This window comes from Klebsiella sp. 141161, assembly GCF_050600815.1.
Taxonomy (GTDB): domain Bacteria; phylum Pseudomonadota; class Gammaproteobacteria; order Enterobacterales; family Enterobacteriaceae; genus Klebsiella; species Klebsiella aerogenes.
In genome coordinates, this window is record NZ_JAQIRN010000012.1 from 15,539 (window position 1) to 32,146 (window position 16,608).

At 55.2% G+C, this 16,608-nt stretch carries 16 protein-coding genes; 11 read left to right on the forward strand and 5 right to left on the reverse strand.

All coding sequences use genetic code 11. The features are described from left to right. Positions 1 to 4: 4 nt before the first annotated feature. The 5 genes from PGR79_RS22575 to rhlB all read right to left on the reverse strand — a co-directional run bounded on the left by PGR79_RS22575 (position 5) and on the right by rhlB (position 5,743). On the reverse strand, positions 5 to 727 hold the full coding sequence (locus PGR79_RS22575; RefSeq protein WP_113374964.1) for a DUF554 domain-containing protein: 723 nt from the start codon (positions 725 to 727) through the stop codon (positions 5 to 7). Positions 728 to 789: 62 nt separating this feature from the next. Then, positions 790 to 1,788: an amidohydrolase family protein gene (locus PGR79_RS22580; protein WP_087858714.1), complete on the reverse strand. Its 999-nt coding sequence runs from the start codon at positions 1,786 to 1,788 to the stop codon at positions 790 to 792. A 131-nt stretch (positions 1,789 to 1,919) separates the two neighbouring features. Continuing rightward, entirely contained in the window at positions 1,920 to 2,837 is a 918-nt protein-coding gene (locus PGR79_RS22585) for a LysR family transcriptional regulator (protein ID WP_087858713.1), read from the reverse strand. Positions 2,838 to 2,856: 19 nt separating this feature from the next. Then, a complete protein-coding gene (gene gppA / locus PGR79_RS22590; RefSeq protein WP_183269039.1) occupies positions 2,857 to 4,362 on the reverse strand; it encodes a guanosine-5'-triphosphate,3'-diphosphate diphosphatase in 1,506 nt (501 codons plus the stop codon). Positions 4,363 to 4,477: 115 nt separating this feature from the next. Continuing rightward, complete coding sequence (rhlB, locus tag PGR79_RS22595; protein WP_015368886.1) at positions 4,478 to 5,743, reverse strand: ATP-dependent RNA helicase RhlB; 1,266 nt, start codon at positions 5,741 to 5,743, stop codon at positions 4,478 to 4,480. A 343-nt stretch (positions 5,744 to 6,086) separates the two neighbouring features. On the opposite strand from rhlB, the gene trxA reads away from it, so the two are divergent. From trxA to rffA, 11 genes are all read left to right on the forward strand, one after another. Further along, entirely contained in the window at positions 6,087 to 6,416 is a 330-nt protein-coding gene (trxA, locus tag PGR79_RS22600; RefSeq protein ID WP_002883224.1) for a thioredoxin TrxA, read from the forward strand. Between the two features lie 143 nt (positions 6,417 to 6,559). Further along, entirely contained in the window at positions 6,560 to 6,661 is a 102-nt protein-coding gene (locus tag PGR79_RS22605) for a rho operon leader peptide (RefSeq protein WP_049245627.1), read from the forward strand. Positions 6,662 to 6,747: 86 nt separating this feature from the next. After that, positions 6,748 to 8,007: a transcription termination factor Rho gene (gene rho, locus PGR79_RS22610; RefSeq protein ID WP_002883293.1), complete on the forward strand. Its 1,260-nt coding sequence runs from the start codon at positions 6,748 to 6,750 to the stop codon at positions 8,005 to 8,007. Between the two features lie 241 nt (positions 8,008 to 8,248). Next, positions 8,249 to 9,352 carry a UDP-N-acetylglucosamine--undecaprenyl-phosphate N-acetylglucosaminephosphotransferase gene (gene wecA / locus PGR79_RS22615; RefSeq protein ID WP_015368885.1) on the forward strand — a complete coding sequence of 368 codons (1,104 nt, stop codon included), beginning with the start codon at positions 8,249 to 8,251 and terminating at the stop codon, positions 9,350 to 9,352. Between the two features lie 13 nt (positions 9,353 to 9,365). Next, positions 9,366 to 10,412 (forward strand): ECA polysaccharide chain length modulation protein, encoded by a 1,047-nt coding sequence (gene wzzE / locus PGR79_RS22620; RefSeq protein ID WP_308957999.1) that lies wholly within the window; start codon positions 9,366 to 9,368, stop codon positions 10,410 to 10,412. A 55-nt stretch (positions 10,413 to 10,467) separates the two neighbouring features. Continuing rightward, the gene (gene wecB, locus PGR79_RS22625; protein WP_072059450.1) at positions 10,468 to 11,598 is read left to right on the forward strand and encodes a non-hydrolyzing UDP-N-acetylglucosamine 2-epimerase; all 1,131 of its coding nucleotides are present in this window, start codon (positions 10,468 to 10,470) and stop codon (positions 11,596 to 11,598) included. Further along, positions 11,595 to 12,857 (forward strand): UDP-N-acetyl-D-mannosamine dehydrogenase, encoded by a 1,263-nt coding sequence (wecC, locus tag PGR79_RS22630; protein WP_308958001.1) that lies wholly within the window; start codon positions 11,595 to 11,597, stop codon positions 12,855 to 12,857. Before wecB ends, wecC begins: the two co-directional genes overlap by 4 nt. Beyond that, a complete protein-coding gene (gene rffG, locus PGR79_RS22635) occupies positions 12,854 to 13,921 on the forward strand; it encodes a dTDP-glucose 4,6-dehydratase (RefSeq protein ID WP_047038438.1) in 1,068 nt (355 codons plus the stop codon). Before wecC ends, rffG begins: the two co-directional genes overlap by 4 nt. 18 nt (positions 13,922 to 13,939) lie before the next feature. Continuing rightward, entirely contained in the window at positions 13,940 to 14,821 is an 882-nt protein-coding gene (gene rfbA / locus PGR79_RS22640) for a glucose-1-phosphate thymidylyltransferase RfbA (RefSeq protein WP_087858709.1), read from the forward strand. Next, positions 14,799 to 15,473 carry a dTDP-4-amino-4,6-dideoxy-D-galactose acyltransferase gene (gene rffC / locus PGR79_RS22645; protein ID WP_308958010.1) on the forward strand — a complete coding sequence of 225 codons (675 nt, stop codon included), beginning with the start codon at positions 14,799 to 14,801 and terminating at the stop codon, positions 15,471 to 15,473. Before rfbA ends, rffC begins: the two co-directional genes overlap by 23 nt. Positions 15,474 to 15,477: 4 nt before the next feature. Then, positions 15,478 to 16,608 carry a dTDP-4-amino-4,6-dideoxygalactose transaminase gene (rffA, locus tag PGR79_RS22650; RefSeq protein WP_113374967.1) on the forward strand — a complete coding sequence of 377 codons (1,131 nt, stop codon included), beginning with the start codon at positions 15,478 to 15,480 and terminating at the stop codon, positions 16,606 to 16,608.

Genomic DNA, 16,608 nt, shown 5'->3' on the forward strand with positions numbered 1-16,608 from the left:
CACTTCAGGCGACAAACTGCTGCCAGGCGGTGGAAAATGGCATCACCAGCAGTAGCGACGGCAGCATGTTGGCGGTGGGGAAATGGCGAATACCGCAAAGCCGAAAACCGGTAGCCAGCATAATAATACCGCCGCAGGCAGTAAAATCAGCGATCATCGATGGGCTTATCAACGTCATAATAAACGTGGCGGCGAAGAACAGAATCACGAAGATGATCAGCTGGGGAATAAAAATCGCGGTGATAATGTAGCCCAGCGTGGAAGCGAAAATAGCGGCGGTGAAAAAGTCGAGTATCGACTTGGTCAGTAGAATGGTCGGGTCGCCGGTCATCCCTTCGGTTAGGGCGCCAAAAATACCGGTACCGCTAGCGCAGAACAGGATCAGCACCGCGATAAACTGGTTCATAAAATCCCCGCCTTCTACACCTGCGTTGTTTTGACCTGGAAAAATGCGCTCGATGGGCGTGCGTAGTTTGGTGCCCGCCCGCTCAATCCACTTCTCAATATTCAACAGGCCGCCAATAATCGTGCCGATGATAACGGCCAGCGCAATGGGCGGCAGATTGATCAGTTTGTTAAGGAAGAACACGCCCATACTGATAGAGATTAACCCGGAAATAAGCGGTAGCGTTTTCTTAAAGTGGTCCGGGATAAATCGGTTGAGCGAGGCGCCTGCAATTGCGCCAACGAGTAATGAACCGCTGCAAACAAAAATACCTATCGGCATACTATATTCTCCCTGTAATAAAATCAGGGCCTGAAATCAGACCCTGAAGCGTGTTTTTTAAATTATTTGATATTAAAAACGCGGCTGGCATTGCCCCAGGCTATTTTATCTTTTAGCCCTGTTTCCATCTCCAATGGATCAAACCAGTCGCAGGCCTGATGAATATCTTCATACGGATAATCGACGGAGAACATCACGCGATCGGCACCCATCACTTCAATCGCATTATTTAGCGAGTGAGTATTAAAATGACCGCTGGTGGTGACAATAAAGTTATTTTGCAGATAGTGCATTAACGGTTTTTCCGCCTTGCCCAAACCGCAGCCGAAACGCTGACGATAGAGACGATGTTGAGTGCGCGGCAGCATGTGTACCAGCCCTTCACCGAGGTGTCCCAGCACCAGATTAAGGTTTGGATAACGGTCGAACAGGCCGCTCATCATCAGGCGAATAGCGTGAACGGCGGTTTCCTGCGCAAAGCCCCAGGCGGAACCGATCAGGCTTTCGTAACCGGTATAAATACCGCGAGCCGGGCCTTCCAGCGGTTCACGCGGATGCAGGTACACCGGCACGTTTAACTCGTTAACTTTATCCCAGAATACCAACATGGATTCATCATCAAGATACAGGCCATGTTCGTTATCTTTGACGTTGGTATAGCCGTTAATCAACGCGCCTTTCATGCCCAGTTTTTTCACCGCGCGCTCCAGCTCTTCCGCCGCCGCTTCCGGGTTTTGTAACGCCAGCGTGGCGAAAGCGCTAAATTTATCCGGATTCGGTTTTACATAATTATCAACGATAAAGTCGTTAGTGTCGCGAGCGAAAGAGACCGCTTTGGCTTTATCTAAAATAGATTGCGCGCCGGGTGAAGTCAGAGAAAGAATTACGTGGTCAATATTACGTTGCGCCATCTCTTCGAGCTGAATACTGCGGTCAAGCAGGCGGCGTTCAACATCTTGCATATATTCGCTACCGTTACGGTTAGCTTCGCCGGTCGAATCCCACAAACGATTATTTTCAGGGGTGGATACATGTTCTTCTAAAGCGATTTTTCCGCGCATGATAAGTTCCTTTATTTATTCTATCGATATGAACTGATGCGAGGAGATTAAAATGTTTGACGTATTGACAGCAATAAACCAAATAGAATACGGCGTATCAGTAATACTAATACAGCCGATTCTTTTATGATTTAAATGCTAATAGAACCGCCAGAGGCGGCAAGGCCTACAATCTGCGTGCGCAGCCAGATATGCCCTGGGTCGCGGTGCAGGCGCTGGTGCCAGACCTGGCGAATCGCGATGTTAGCCAGTGAGAAAGGCAGCGGCCAGCTGCGGCAGGGGTAACGTCTGGTGATGTGGCGCGCCAGCTGTTCCGGCACCACCGCGATCATCTCGCTGCCGGCAACCAGCTCGCCTGCGCCTAAAAAGCTGGGCAGCGTCAATGCGATGCGTCGCGGCATACTGTGTTCCGCGAGCAGTTTATCAATATCACCGTGGGCGGTGCCGTTGACGCGAACCGCAAGATGCTTTTCCTGACGCCAGTCTTCGGCGCTGAAATGATGACGAATGCGCGGATGATTGTCCGCTGCCAGACAAACATACGATTGATCGAACAGATGCTGCTGATAGACGCTATCCGGCAACTGGGTAAGATACCCGATCGCCAAATCACATTTCCCGGATTCCAGCGCGCTAAGCGTTTGATCGTCAATATTCAGCACCGTAAAGGTGATGTCGCTGGCTTCCAGCCGTTGGATCTGGCTTTGCAGCAAAGGAAGAAGCGTCATCTGGCTGATATCGGTCATGCCGATGGTGAAGTTACGGTTGCTCTCTTGTGGGATAAATTCCGGCTTAGCCGCCAGATCGGTATCGGCCAATTGCAGCAGAGTAAAAATAGTGGGGGCGATAGCGTCCGCGCGCGGCGTTGGCGCCATTCGTTGACCAACGCGCACAAATAGCGGGTCGTCAAAGTGCTCGCGTAGCTTTTTTAGCAGCAGGCTTCCGGTTGGCTGGCTGATATCAAGCGCTTCCGCCGCCGGAGAGACATTCCCCAAACGGTAGAGCGCGGAGAAAAAGCGTAGTGATTTGAAATCCAGTTCTTCCCGCATGCGCCCTCCTGGCCGGAAATTACCTCGCCGCGTCGTCGTTGATCAACAGCGCCCAGTGGACATAGCTTTGCCACTGGCACTCTTGCTCGACCATTTCCCGGCCCAGCGGATGTTCTTCCAGCCAGTCATCCGGCAGCGTCAGCGTCAGTTTTTCGTCGTCGGCGGTAAGCTGAATGGTTGGCAGGAGATCGTCGCGCCGGCGGCTGGCAAACAGAATCGCCAGTCGCAGCAGGCGACACAGATGTTCGGCAACACGCGGCGGTACCGCGTTTTGCTGATGGAGCGAAGAAAGGTCGATGGCGTTAGTCTGGTTGAGCAGCAGCGTGGCGATGAGCTTCTTTTGCGCCGGGGTGAAGCCGGGTAGGTCGAGGTTATTGACCAGATAGGCGGCGTGCTGCGGCGCGCGTTTAAAATCAACGCTCAGGCCAATTTCATGAAGCGCGCAGGCGCTGACGAGTAAATCGCGGCTAAGCGGATCCAGCTCCCAGCCGCTTTCCAGTTGATCCACCAGATGGGTGGCCAGATTAGCAACCCGTTGCGCCTGTTCAGTATCGATCATAAAGCGCCGCTGAATATTACGCAGCGTGCGGCTACGAATATCCTGATCGACGGAAAGGTGCAACATGCCGTAGACCAGCCCTTCGCGTAAGGCGCCGCCAGCCAGCGTCATGCACTGAATATTCAGTTCGCTAAAGATAGCAATCAGAATGGCAAGGCCGCTCGGAAAAACCAGGGCGCGTTCGAGCGTCAGCCCTTCGATTTCCAGCTCTTCGAGTCGGCCGCACTGGATGGCGCGCTGCTTAAGCTGCTGTAGCTTGCTGAGGGTGATGCGCTCATCCATTCCCTGCGCCATCATAATTTCCTGCAGCGCCTGCACGGTGCCTGAAGCGCCGACGCACACTTTCCAGCCGTGATAACGCAGGACATCGGCGATCGGACGCAGCACATCGCGCGCCGCCGCTTCAGCGAGATCGAAGTTTTCTTTAGTCAGACTACGGTCGGCGAAGTAGCGTTCAAGCCAGGTGACGCAGCCCATCGACAGGCTGAACAGCGAGGTGGTTTGCGCGCCGGTGCCGGTCACCAGTTCAGTACTGGCGCCGCCGATATCCACCACCAGACGCTGATCGGCGCCGCCGGTGGTATGGGCTACGCCCTGGTAGATTAGGCGGGCTTCTTCTTCACCGCTAATCACCTGGACGGGGCAACCGAGGATTTCCTGCGCTTTCGCCAGAAACTCGCCGGCGTTGACCGCCAGACGCAGGGTGGCGGTGGCGACGACGCGAATTTGCGCCGAAGGAATATCCTGCAAACGCTCTGCAAACAGGCGTAAGCACTGCCAGCCGCGCTCCATCGCTTCCGCGGAGAGCGCATTATCGCTATTCAGGCCAGCGGCCAGACGCACCTTGCGCTTAATGCGGCTCAGCGTTTGAATACTGCCTGCCACCTCGCGCACCACCAACATATGAAAACTATTGGAGCCAAGGTCGATGGCGGCATACAGCGAGGTGGAACTCATACTCTTCATCTTTCAGGCGGCTCCTGTGTCGACTGGGCTTCGTTGCCCATTCCACTTATCTGAACGCGTTGCCCGGGATTATCTCCGTGGCGCATCCTGAAAGATTTCGCGTATGGCATAGATGTTAACCTGAACGACGACGATTGCGTGGCGGGCCATTACGGCGCGGGCCATTACCTGGGCGGGTACGCGTCAAACGCAACGGCTTCGGTAAATCGGTCATCAGCGCGTCCGGATTGTACTTGCTGACCGGGATCGAATGGCCGATATAGGTTTCGATTGCCGGCAGATTCAGTGCGTACTCTTCGCAGGCCAGACTGATGGAGTGTCCGCTGGCGCCCGCGCGGCCGGTACGGCCGATACGGTGGACATAGTCTTCGCAGTCATCCGGCAGGTCATAGTTAAAGACATGAGTGACGGCGGGGATATGCAGACCGCGAGCGGCTACGTCGGTCGCAACCAGAATATCGAGATCGCCGCGGGTGAACTCTTCGAGAATACGCAGGCGTTTTTTCTGCGCTACGTCGCCGGTCAGCAGGCCAACGCGATGCCCATCTGCCGCCAGATGGCCCCAGATATCTTCACAACGATGCTTGGTGTTGGCGAAAACAATAGCGCGGTCAGGCCATTCTTCTTCCAGCAGCGTCTGCAGCAGGCGCATTTTTTCGTCGTTGGAAGGGTAGAACAACTCTTCTTTAATGCGGTGGCCGGTTTTCTGTTCCGGTTCGACTTCAACGTACTCGGCGTTGTTCATTTGTTCGAACGCCAGTTCGCGTACGCGGTAAGACAGCGTGGCGGAGAACAGCATGTTCAGGCGCTGAGTGGCCGGCGGCATGCGGCGGAATAGCCAGCGGATATCTTTAATAAAGCCGAGATCGTACATGCGATCGGCTTCGTCCAGCACGACAACCTGAATGGCGCCGAGATTAATGTGGTTTTGTTTAGCGTAATCGATAAGGCGACCGGTGGTGCCGATCAGAATATCAACGCCGCTTTCCAGTACTTTCAGCTGCTTATCGTAGCCGTCGCCGCCATAAGCCAGACCGAGCTTCAGGCCGGTCGCCTGCGCCAGCGGTTCGGCGTCAGCGTGAATCTGTACCGCCAGCTCGCGCGTCGGCGCCATGATCAGCGCGCGCGGTTGGTTAACCTGGCGGTCTGCGATGGCCGGGTGAGAGAGAAGATAATGAAACGTTGACGTCAGAAACGCCATCGTTTTACCGGTACCGGTTTGCGCCTGCCCGGCGACATCGCGGCCTTCCAGCGTGAGCGGAAGGGCGAGAGCCTGAATGGGTGTGCAATTATGAAACCCTTTTTTTTCAAGGGCTTCGACAACTGCCGGGTGCAGGGCGAAGTCGGAAAACTTCTGTTCTGTCAAATGTGTTTTGCTCATAGTGTGGTAGAATATCAGCTAACTATTGCATTAAGAAAGCGTATCCGGTGAAATAACGTCAACCTTTCGTTGGCGATATACGAAATTATTCAAGGTGCGTCTCCGGCTACTGAATGGATCCCGGAAAGCTTAGACTACTAAGCGCAACGGGGGCGGTAAATCTGCCGCAGGTTGATTTGCAGACAGTGCGCTTAAGCATCGGCGGTGGTGGTCCATGGTGGATCCATTCCCGCAGGTAGCTTATAAAAGAGGCATCCTGAAGAATAGCGTGCATAACGTAGCATCAACACGTCGTTGATGACTGCGACACCAACACACCAGGCTTATTCCTGTGGAGTTATATATGAGCGATAAAATTATTCACCTGACTGACGACAGTTTTGACACGGACGTACTCAAGGCTGACGGGCTGACCCTCGTCGATTTCTGGGCAGAGTGGTGTGGTCCGTGCAAAATGATCGCCCCGATTCTGGATGAGATCGCTGAAGAGTATCAAGGCAAACTGACCGTGGCTAAACTGAACATCGATCAGAACCCGGGCACGGCGCCGAAGTACGGCATCCGCGGCATCCCGACGCTGCTGCTGTTCAAGAACGGCGAAGTCGCGGCGACTAAAGTCGGCGCGCTGTCCAAAGGCCAACTGAAAGAGTTCCTCGACGCCAACCTGGCGTAATCGGTTTGCCATTCCGGCGTCCGGATTCCTATTTTTTGTGGAACTCTGGACGCCCGGCCTGAGTCGTGCTAAGTTAATTCCAGACTTCGTTTTAAACATACCTATTGTTTGAATCTTGTTTTACCCAAAGCGTCCCGCAGACTATGCGCGTGAGGCTAATAATTCCGGGCTTATCACTCATTCCGTCTTGTCGTTTCAGTTCTGCGTTCTTTCCTGTGACCAGGCAACGTACAGACACGAGATGAAGCCGCTAACAGGCATGGATGTTCCTGCCATACCATTCACAACATTAAGTTCGAGATTTACCCCGAGTTTAAGAACCCACACCACTATGAATCTTACCGAATTAAAGAATACGCCGGTTTCTGAGCTGATTACTCTCGGCGAAAATATGGGGCTGGAAAACCTGGCTCGTATGCGTAAGCAGGATATTATTTTTGCCATCCTCAAGCAGCATTCAAAGAGTGGCGAAGATATCTTTGGCGATGGCGTACTGGAGATACTGCAGGATGGATTTGGATTCCTCCGCTCAGCAGACAGCTCCTACCTCGCCGGTCCAGACGACATCTACGTATCCCCCAGCCAAATCCGCCGCTTCAACCTCCGCACTGGTGACACCATTTCCGGTAAGATTCGTCCTCCTAAAGAGGGTGAACGTTACTTCGCGCTGCTGAAAGTTAACGAAGTTAACTACGACAAGCCGGAAAACGCGCGTAACAAGATTCTGTTCGAGAACTTAACGCCGCTGCACGCGAATTCACGCCTGCGTATGGAGCGTGGTAATGGTTCTACCGAAGACTTAACCGCCCGCGTACTGGATCTGGCATCGCCGATTGGCCGCGGCCAGCGTGGCCTGATCGTCGCGCCGCCGAAAGCCGGTAAAACCATGCTGCTGCAGAACATCGCGCAGAGCATCGCATACAACCATCCTGACTGCGTGCTGATGGTGTTGCTTATCGACGAACGTCCGGAAGAAGTGACCGAGATGCAGCGTCTGGTTAAAGGTGAAGTTGTCGCTTCTACCTTTGACGAACCCGCATCTCGTCACGTGCAGGTTGCCGAAATGGTTATCGAGAAAGCGAAACGTCTGGTTGAGCACAAAAAAGACGTTATTATCCTGCTCGACTCCATTACCCGTCTGGCCCGTGCCTACAACACCGTAGTTCCGGCTTCCGGTAAAGTGCTGACCGGTGGTGTGGACGCCAACGCCCTGCATCGTCCGAAGCGCTTCTTCGGTGCGGCGCGTAACGTGGAAGAGGGCGGCAGCCTGACTATCATCGCTACCGCGCTTATCGATACCGGCTCTAAAATGGATGAAGTTATCTACGAAGAGTTCAAAGGCACCGGTAACATGGAACTGCACCTCTCCCGTAAGATTGCGGAAAAACGCGTCTTCCCGGCTATCGACTACAACCGTTCCGGTACCCGTAAAGAAGAGCTGCTGACCACCCAGGAAGAGCTGCAGAAAATGTGGATCCTGCGCAAAATCATCCATCCTATGGGTGAAATCGACGCAATGGAGTTCCTCATTAATAAGCTGGCGATGACCAAAACTAACGACGACTTCTTCGATATGATGAAGCGTTCGTAGGACGGAATACGCCGAAAAAACGCCACGCGATTGCGTGGCGTTTTGTTTTGTAGCTTTGTATGATCCAGGCGGGAAAAGCGCCGCCAGCGTTGCCGTATGATATGCGCGGCGGGTAAGGCAGAAAGGACTTTAACAGTCTAAAATATATACAATAAATTTGTAATGTTCTGCTTTTCCCCTTCAGGAGTGGAGACATCATCGTTATACTCCCCGGATTAACTATGCTGAGAGCACATGTGTTGTGAATTTACTCACTGCTATTACTGAATTAATCAGTGTTTTCTTATTCACGACCCTGTTTATATTTGTTGCCCGTAAAGCAGCGAAAAAAATTGGGTTAGTGGATAAGCCAAACTATCGGAAACGGCATCAAGGTTTGATTCCGTTAGTTGGTGGTATCTCAGTTTATGCCGGTATTTGTTTTACCTTTGCGATTGCCGATTATTATATCCCTCATGCCACGCTGTATCTGGCCTGTGCGGGCGTGCTGGTGTTGGTTGGCGCGTTGGATGACCGATTTGATATCAGCGTAAAAATTCGTGCGGTTATTCAGGCCGCGATAGCCGTTATCATGATGACGGCGGGTAATCTGCATCTCAGCAGCCTCGGCTATATTTTCGGTTCGTGGGAGTTAGTCCTCGGCCCCTTTGGTTTTTTCCTCACGCTTTTCGCCGTTTGGGCGGCAATCAACGCCTTCAATATGGTGGATGGCATTGACGGGTTGCTCGGCGGGCTTTCGTCCGTTTCCTTCGCCGCAACCGGCATCATCTTATGGTTTGACGGCCAGTACAGCCTGGCGATGTGGTGTTTTGCGATGATCGCCGCCATCCTGCCCTATATTTTACTTAATCTCGGCGCGCTTGGACGTCGCTATAAAGTGTTTATGGGCGATGCCGGCAGCACCATGATTGGCTTCACCATTATCTGGATCCTGCTGGAGACTACGCAGGGTAAAACGCATCCCATCAGCCCGGTGACGGCGCTGTGGATTATTGCGATTCCTTTGATGGATATGGTGGCGATTATGTATCGCCGCCTGAGAAAGGGGATGAGCCCGTTCTCGCCGGATCGTCAGCATATTCATCATTTGATAATGCGTGCCGGGTTTACTTCCCGGCAGGCCTTTGTCCTGATTACGCTGGCTGCCGCTTTACTGGCGCTGGTCGGCGTAGTGGCGGAATACACCCGTATTGTTCCTGAATGGGTGATGTTAATACTCTTTTTGTTTGCTTTTTTACTTTATGGCTACTGCATTAAGCGCGCATGGAAAGTGGCGCGTCTGGTTAAGCGCATTAGACGCAGAATTCGGCGACACAGCGGCAATAATCCAAATTTAACCAAGTAAAACTGGGGACGTGATGACTCAACCATTACCGGGAGCACAAGCAGTGAACGTTGAGAACGAACTGGATATTCGCGGGCTGTTTCGCGCCTTATGGGCAGGAAAAGGCTGGATAGTCGGCACCGCCGTGCTATTCGCGCTGATCGTTCTTATTTATTCCTTTTTTGCTCGCCAGGAGTGGAGCGCGACGGCAATTACCGACCGGCCGACCGTCAATATGCTGGGCGGATACTATTCGCAACAGCAGTTCTTACGTAACCTGGATATCAAAGCCGATCTGGCTTCGGTAGACCAACCTTCCGCCATGGATGAGGCATACAAAGAGTTCATTATGCAACAGGCGTCATGGGATACCCGCCGTGACTTCTGGCTGCAGACCGACTACTACAAGCAGCGTCAGTCAGGTAACGCGCGCGCGGATGCGGCGATGCTTGACGATCTCATTAACGATATTCAGTTTATCCCGGGCGACCCGCTGAAAAGCGTCAATGACAGCATCAAGCTGACGGCGGAGACCGCGCCAGATGCCAATAATCTGCTGCGTCAGTACGTCGCTTTCGCCAGTCAGCGTGCCGCCGGTCATCTTAATGATGAGCTGAAGGGCGCCTGGGCGGCGCGTACCGTACAGATGAAAGCGCAGGTGAAGCGTCAGGAAGAGGTGGCGAGCGAGATCTACAACCGCCGCGTGCAGAGCGTCGAGCAGGCGTTGAAAATCGCCCAGCAGCATAACATTTCGCGCAGCGAGACCGATGTTCCAGCGGAGCAGCTGCCGGCCTCCGAACTCTTCTTACTGGGCCGGCCGATGCTGCAGGCGCGCCTCGAAAATCTGCAGGCCGTAGGGCCGGAATACGATCTCGACTATGACCAGAACCGCGCCATGCTGAACACGCTAAACGTTGGCCCGACGCTGGATCCACGTTTTCAGACTTACAGATATTTGCGTACGCCGGAAGAACCTGTAAAACGCGATAGCCCGCGGCGCGTATTTCTGATGATCATGTGGGGGATTGTGGGCGCGCTCATCGGCGCAGGCGTGGCGTTAGCACGTCGTCGTGTCCAGTGAATGGGGCCTGTGATGAAGGCTCCGCGCCATCATCACCTAATCGAAGAGAATCGATGTGAAAGTACTAACTGTATTTGGCACGAGACCAGAAGCCATCAAGATGGCGCCGCTGGTCCATGCGCTGGCAAAGGATCCTCATTTTGAGGCAAAGGTTTGCGTAACCGCGCAGCATCGGGAGATGCTCGATCAGGTGTTGAAACTGTTTTCGATTACGCCGGACTACGATCTGAACATTATGCAGCCGGGTCAGGGATTAACCGAGATCACCTGCCGCATTCTGCAAGGTTTAAAGCCGGTACTGGAGTCGTTTAAGCCGGACGTAGTGCTGGTCCATGGCGATACCACGACGACGATGGCGGCCAGTCTGGCGGCGTTTTATCAGCGGATCCCGGTGGGCCACGTGGAAGCGGGCCTGCGTACCGGCGACCTGAACTCGCCGTGGCCGGAAGAGGGCAACCGCACGCTGACAGGGCGCCTGGCGATGTACCATTTCGCCCCGACCGCCACCTCGCGCGATAACCTGCTGCGGGAAAATATTGACGCAGAGCGCATTACCGTCACCGGCAATACGGTGATCGATGCGCTGTTCTGGGTTCGCGATCGTGTCCTTGGCGACGAGGCGCTGCGCAATGAACTGATGCAGCGCTACCCGTTCCTTGAAGAGGATAAGAAATTAATTCTGGTGACCGGCCACCGTCGCGAGAGCTTTGGTCTCGGCTTCGAGCACATTTGCCATGCGCTGGCGGATATCGCCAGCCATCATCCTGATGTGCAGATTGTTTATCCGGTTCACCTGAACCCGAACGTCAGCGAACCGGTCAACCGTATTCTTGGCCATGTCGCTAACGTGAAATTAATTGAACCGCAGGATTACCTGCCGTTCGTCTGGCTGATGAATCGGGCGTGGCTGATTCTGACCGATTCCGGCGGGATTCAGGAAGAGGCGCCGTCGCTGGGGAAACCGGTACTGGTGATGCGCGAAATGACTGAGCGCCCGGAGGCGGTCGCCGCTGGCACCGTGCGGCTGGTCGGCACCGACAGGCAGCGTATCGTCGATGAAGTCACCCGGCTGCTGCAGGATGATGCCGCCTGGCAGGCGATGAGTCGGGCCCATAACCCTTACGGCGATGGTCAGGCATGCGATCGTATTTTATCCGCCCTTAAAAATAATCAGGTAACGCTATGAGTTTTTCTACCATTTCAGTGATTGGCCTTGGGTACATTGGTCTGCCAACCGCTGCCGCATTTGCTTCCCGGCAACGGCGGGTGGTTGGCGTGGACATCAATCAACACGCCGTTGAGACCATTAACCGTGGTGAGATTCATATCGTCGAGCCGGATTTAGCGAGCGTCGTGAAAACGGCGGTTGAACAGGGATATTTAAGCGCCACCACCGTGCCGGTGGAGTCTGACGCCTACCTGATTGCCGTTCCGACGCCGTTTAAAGGCGGGCATGAGCCAGATATGGCCTTTGTTGAATCCGCCGCTAAATCTATTGCGCCGACCCTGAAGAAAGGGGCGTTAGTGATCCTGGAATCCACCTCGCCGGTCGGCTCGACTGAACAGATGGCCGAGTGGCTGGCGGCGATGCGCCCCGATCTCAGCTTCCCACAGCAGGTTGGCGAGGCGGCCGACGTTAATGTCGCCTACTGTCCGGAGCGCGTGCTGCCGGGGCAGGTGATGGTTGAGCTCATCAAAAACGACCGCGTTATTGGCGGAATGTCGCCGGTCTGCTCGGTGCGCGCCAGTGAGCTGTATAAAATTTTCCTTGAAGGCGAATGCGTAGTGACTAACTCGCGCACTGCGGAAATGTGCAAGCTGACGGAAAACAGCTTCCGCGACGTCAACATCGCCTTTGCTAACGAACTATCGCTGATTTGCGCCGATCAGGGGATCAACGTCTGGGAACTCATCCGCCTGGCGAACCGCCATCCGCGCGTCAATATTCTGCAGCCGGGTCCGGGCGTCGGCGGCCACTGTATCGCCGTCGACCCGTGGTTTATCGTGGCGCAAAACCCGCAGCAGGCGCGTCTGATTCGCACCGCGCGCGAGGTTAACGACCACAAGCCGGAATGGGTAATCGATCGGGTAAAAGCACAGGTTGCCGAGTGCCTGAATGCCAGCAATAAACGCGCCAGCGAACTGACTATTGCCTGCTTCGGCCTGGCTTTTAAGCCTAACATTGATGACCTGCGCGAAAGCCCGGCGATGGAAATTGCCGCGCAGATCGCCCGCTGGCACAGCGGCGCGACGCAGGTGGTTGAGCCCAACATTCATGCGCTGCCGAAGAAACTTGATGGCCTGTGTACGCTGGCGACCCTCGATGACGCGCTGGCGAGCGCCGATGTGCTGGTGATGCTGGTCGATCACAACGAGTTTAAAGCCGTTAGCGGCGATAGCGTTACTCAGGCCTATATCATCGACACCAAAGGAGTGTGGCGGTGAGAACGATTCTGGTCACCGGCGGCGCGGGCTTTATTGGCTCCGCGGTAGTGCGTGAAATCATCCAGCACACCGCCGATCGCGTCGTGGTCGTGGATAAGCTGACCTACGCCGGCAATTTGATGTCGCTGGCGCCGGTGGCGCAGGATGCGCGTTTTGCCTTTGAACAGGTGGATATCTGCAACCGAGCCGAGCTGGATCGCATCTTCCGCCAGCATCAACCCGATACGGTGATGCACCTCGCGGCGGAAAGCCATGTCGATCGTTCCATCGATGGCCCGGCGGCGTTCATCGAAACCAATATCGTCGGTACCTATACGCTGCTGGAAGCCGCGCGCAGCTGGTGGAATACGCTGGCGGCGGAGCAAAAATCGGCGTTTCGCTTCCATCATATCTCGACGGATGAAGTGTATGGCGATCTGCACGGCAGCGATGATTTCTTTACCGAGACCACGCCCTATGCGCCAAGCAGTCCTTATTCGGCCTCGAAAGCTAGCAGCGACCATCTGGTGCGCGCCTGGCAGCGTACCTATGGCCTGCCGACGCTTATCACTAATTGCTCGAATAACTACGGCCCGTATCACTTCCCGGAGAAGCTGATCCCGTTGATTATTCTCAACGCGCTGGCGGGAAAACCGCTACCGGTTTACGGTAACGGCCAACAGATTCGCGACTGGCTGTACGTCGAGGATCACGCCAGAGCGCTGTATCTGGTGGCGACCCGCGGCGAGCCGGGCGAAACTTACAATATCGGCGGTCATAACGAGCGTAAAAACATCGAGGTGGTGGAAACCATTTGCGAACTGCTCGAAGAGCTGGCGCCGCATAAACCGCAGGGCGTGGCGCACTATCGCGATCTGATTACCTTCGTCGCTGACCGGCCGGGCCACGATCTGCGTTATGCGATTGACGCGGCGAAGATTGCACGCGAGCTGGGCTGGACGCCGGATGAGACCTTTACTTCCGGTATGCGCAAAACCGTCCAGTGGTATCTGGCAAATGAGGCATGGTGGCGACAGGTTCAGGACGGTAGCTATCAGGGCGAGCGTCTTGGGCTGCACGGCTAACTGGCCCAGGGGGGCATGATGAAAGGTATTATTCTGGCAGGCGGTTCCGGTACGCGCCTGCATCCCATCACGCGCGGCGTGTCGAAACAGCTGCTGCCGATATACGACAAGCCGATGATTTACTACCCGCTGTCGGTGTTAATGCTGGCCGGGATCCGTGAAATCCTTATCATCACCACGCCGGAAGATCAGCGCGATTTCCAACGCCTGCTTGGCGATGGTTCCGAGTTCGGTATCCAATTGCAGTATGCCGTTCAGCCGACGCCGGATGGTTTAGCCCAGGCGTTTATCATCGGCGAAGCGTTTCTCAACGGCGAACCGGCGTGCCTGGTGTTGGGCGATAATATCTTCTTTGGCCAGAGCTTTAGTCCTAAGCTGCGTAGCGTCGCAACCCGCACCGAAGGGGCGACGGTATTTGGCTATCAGGTGATGGATCCTGAGCGCTTCGGCGTGGTGGAGTTTGATGACAACTTCCGCGCCTTGTCGCTGGAGGAAAAGCCGAAACAACCGAAGTCGAACTGGGCGGTCACCGGGCTTTATTTCTACGATGGCAAAGTGGCCGAGTACGCCAAACGGGTCAAACCGTCCGAGCGCGGCGAGCTGGAAATTACCTCCATCAACCAGATGTATCTTGAGGATGGCGCGTTAACCGTCGAGCTGCTTGGACGCGGCTTTGCGTGGCTGGATACCGGCACGCACGATAGCCTGATTGAAGCCAGCATGTTTGTGCAAACGGTAGAAAAGCGGCAAGGTTTTAAAATCGCCTGTCTGGAAGAAATCGCCTGGCGTAACGGTTGGCTTGACGATGATGGCGTCAAACGCGCCGCGAAGCGGCTGGAAAAAACCGGCTATGGCCAATACTTGCTGGATCTCCTCCGTGCCCGCCCGCGCCAGTATTGAAGCGCTGGAGTGGGAAAACCGCTTCTTCGCCGTTAATAGCGGCATCGTTCGCTTTGACGAACGCGCGCCGCAGCTCACCGCTGAAGCCCTGGCGGGATGGTCGCGAGTGCAGGCGAAAGTCGCCGCCAGCGACACCGTCCGGCTGGATGCGCTACAGGAGATCGGTTTTCAACTGGTAGAAGGCGAGGTCGATCTGGCGTTGCCGGTGGGCGAGCCGGCTGATGCCGGCGCCGAATGGGCCGTTGAAGGCGACATTGCGCGACTGCGTGAACTGGCGGCGCAGGCCTTTGCCATGAGCCGTTTTCGCGCTCCCTGGTACGCCGCTGACGCCAGCGGCCGGTTCTACGCGCAATGGATCGAAAACGCGGTACTGGGAACCTTTGACCACCAGTGTCTGTTATTTCGCGCGTCCGATGGCGACATCCGCGCATTTGTTTCTTTGCGTCAGCTCAATGACACCGACGCGCGTATCGGCCTGTTGGCCGGACGCGGCGCTGGAGCCGAGCTTATGCAGGCGGCGCGCCACTGGGCGGCGCAACGCGGGCTTTCTACACTGCGGGTGGCGACCCAAATGGGCAACACCGCCGCGCTTAAACGTTATATTCTCAGCGGTGCGAATGTGGAAAGCACCGCGTACTGGTTATACAGGTGACACGATGATTCCATTTAACGCACCGCCGGTGGTGGGGACTGAGCTCGATTACATGCAATCGGCGATGAACAGCGGCAAGCTTTGCGGCGACGGCGGTTTTACCCGTCGCTGCCAGCAGTGGTTTGAACAGCGCTTCGGCACCGCCAAAGCGCTGCTGACGCCATCCTGCACCGCGTCGCTGGAGATGGCGGCGCTGCTGCTGGATATTCAGCCGGGCGATGAAGTCATCATGCCCAGCTATACCTTTGTTTCCACCGCCAATGCTTTTGTACTCCGCGGGGCGAAAATCGTCTTTGTCGATATCCGTCGCGACACGATGAATATTGATGAATCGCTGATTGAAGCGGCGATCACCGATAAAACCCGGGCGATCGTGCCGGTGCATTATGCTGGCGTGGCCTGTGAGATGGACACCATCATGGCGCTCGCCGCCAAATATAACCTGTACGTGGTGGAAGACGCCGCGCAGGGCGTGATGTCCACCTATAAGGGCCGCGCGCTGGGCACCATCGGCCATATTGGCTGCTTTAGCTTCCATGAGACGAAAAACTACACCGCCGGCGGTGAAGGCGGCGCAACGCTTATCAACGATCGTAAACTGGTGGAACGCGCGGAGATCATTCGCGAAAAAGGCACTAACCGTAGCCAGTTTTTCCGCGGTCTGGTGGATAAGTACACCTGGCGCGATATCGGTTCCAGCTATTTGATGTCCGATCTGCAGGCCGCCTATCTCTGGGCGCAGCTGGAAGCCGCTGAACGTATTAACCAGCAGCGTCTGATGCTGTGGCAAAATTATTATGACGCGCTGCTGCCGCTGGCGCGCGCGGGCCGTATCGATCTGCCGGCGGTACCGGCGGATTGCGGGCAAAACGCGCATATGTTCTACATTAAGCTGCGGGATAACGATGACCGCGCGGCGCTGATTAACTGGCTAAAAGAGGCAGAAATTCTGGCGGTGTTCCACTATATTCCGCTCCATAGCTGCCCGGCTGGCGAACAGTTCGGCGAGTTCTGCGGGGAAGATCGTTATACCACCCAGGAGAGCGAACGCCTGCTGCGTTTGCCGCTGTTCTATAACCTGTCTGCGGTAAACCAACGGACGGTGATTAACTCGCTGCTGAGCTACTTCTCCTGA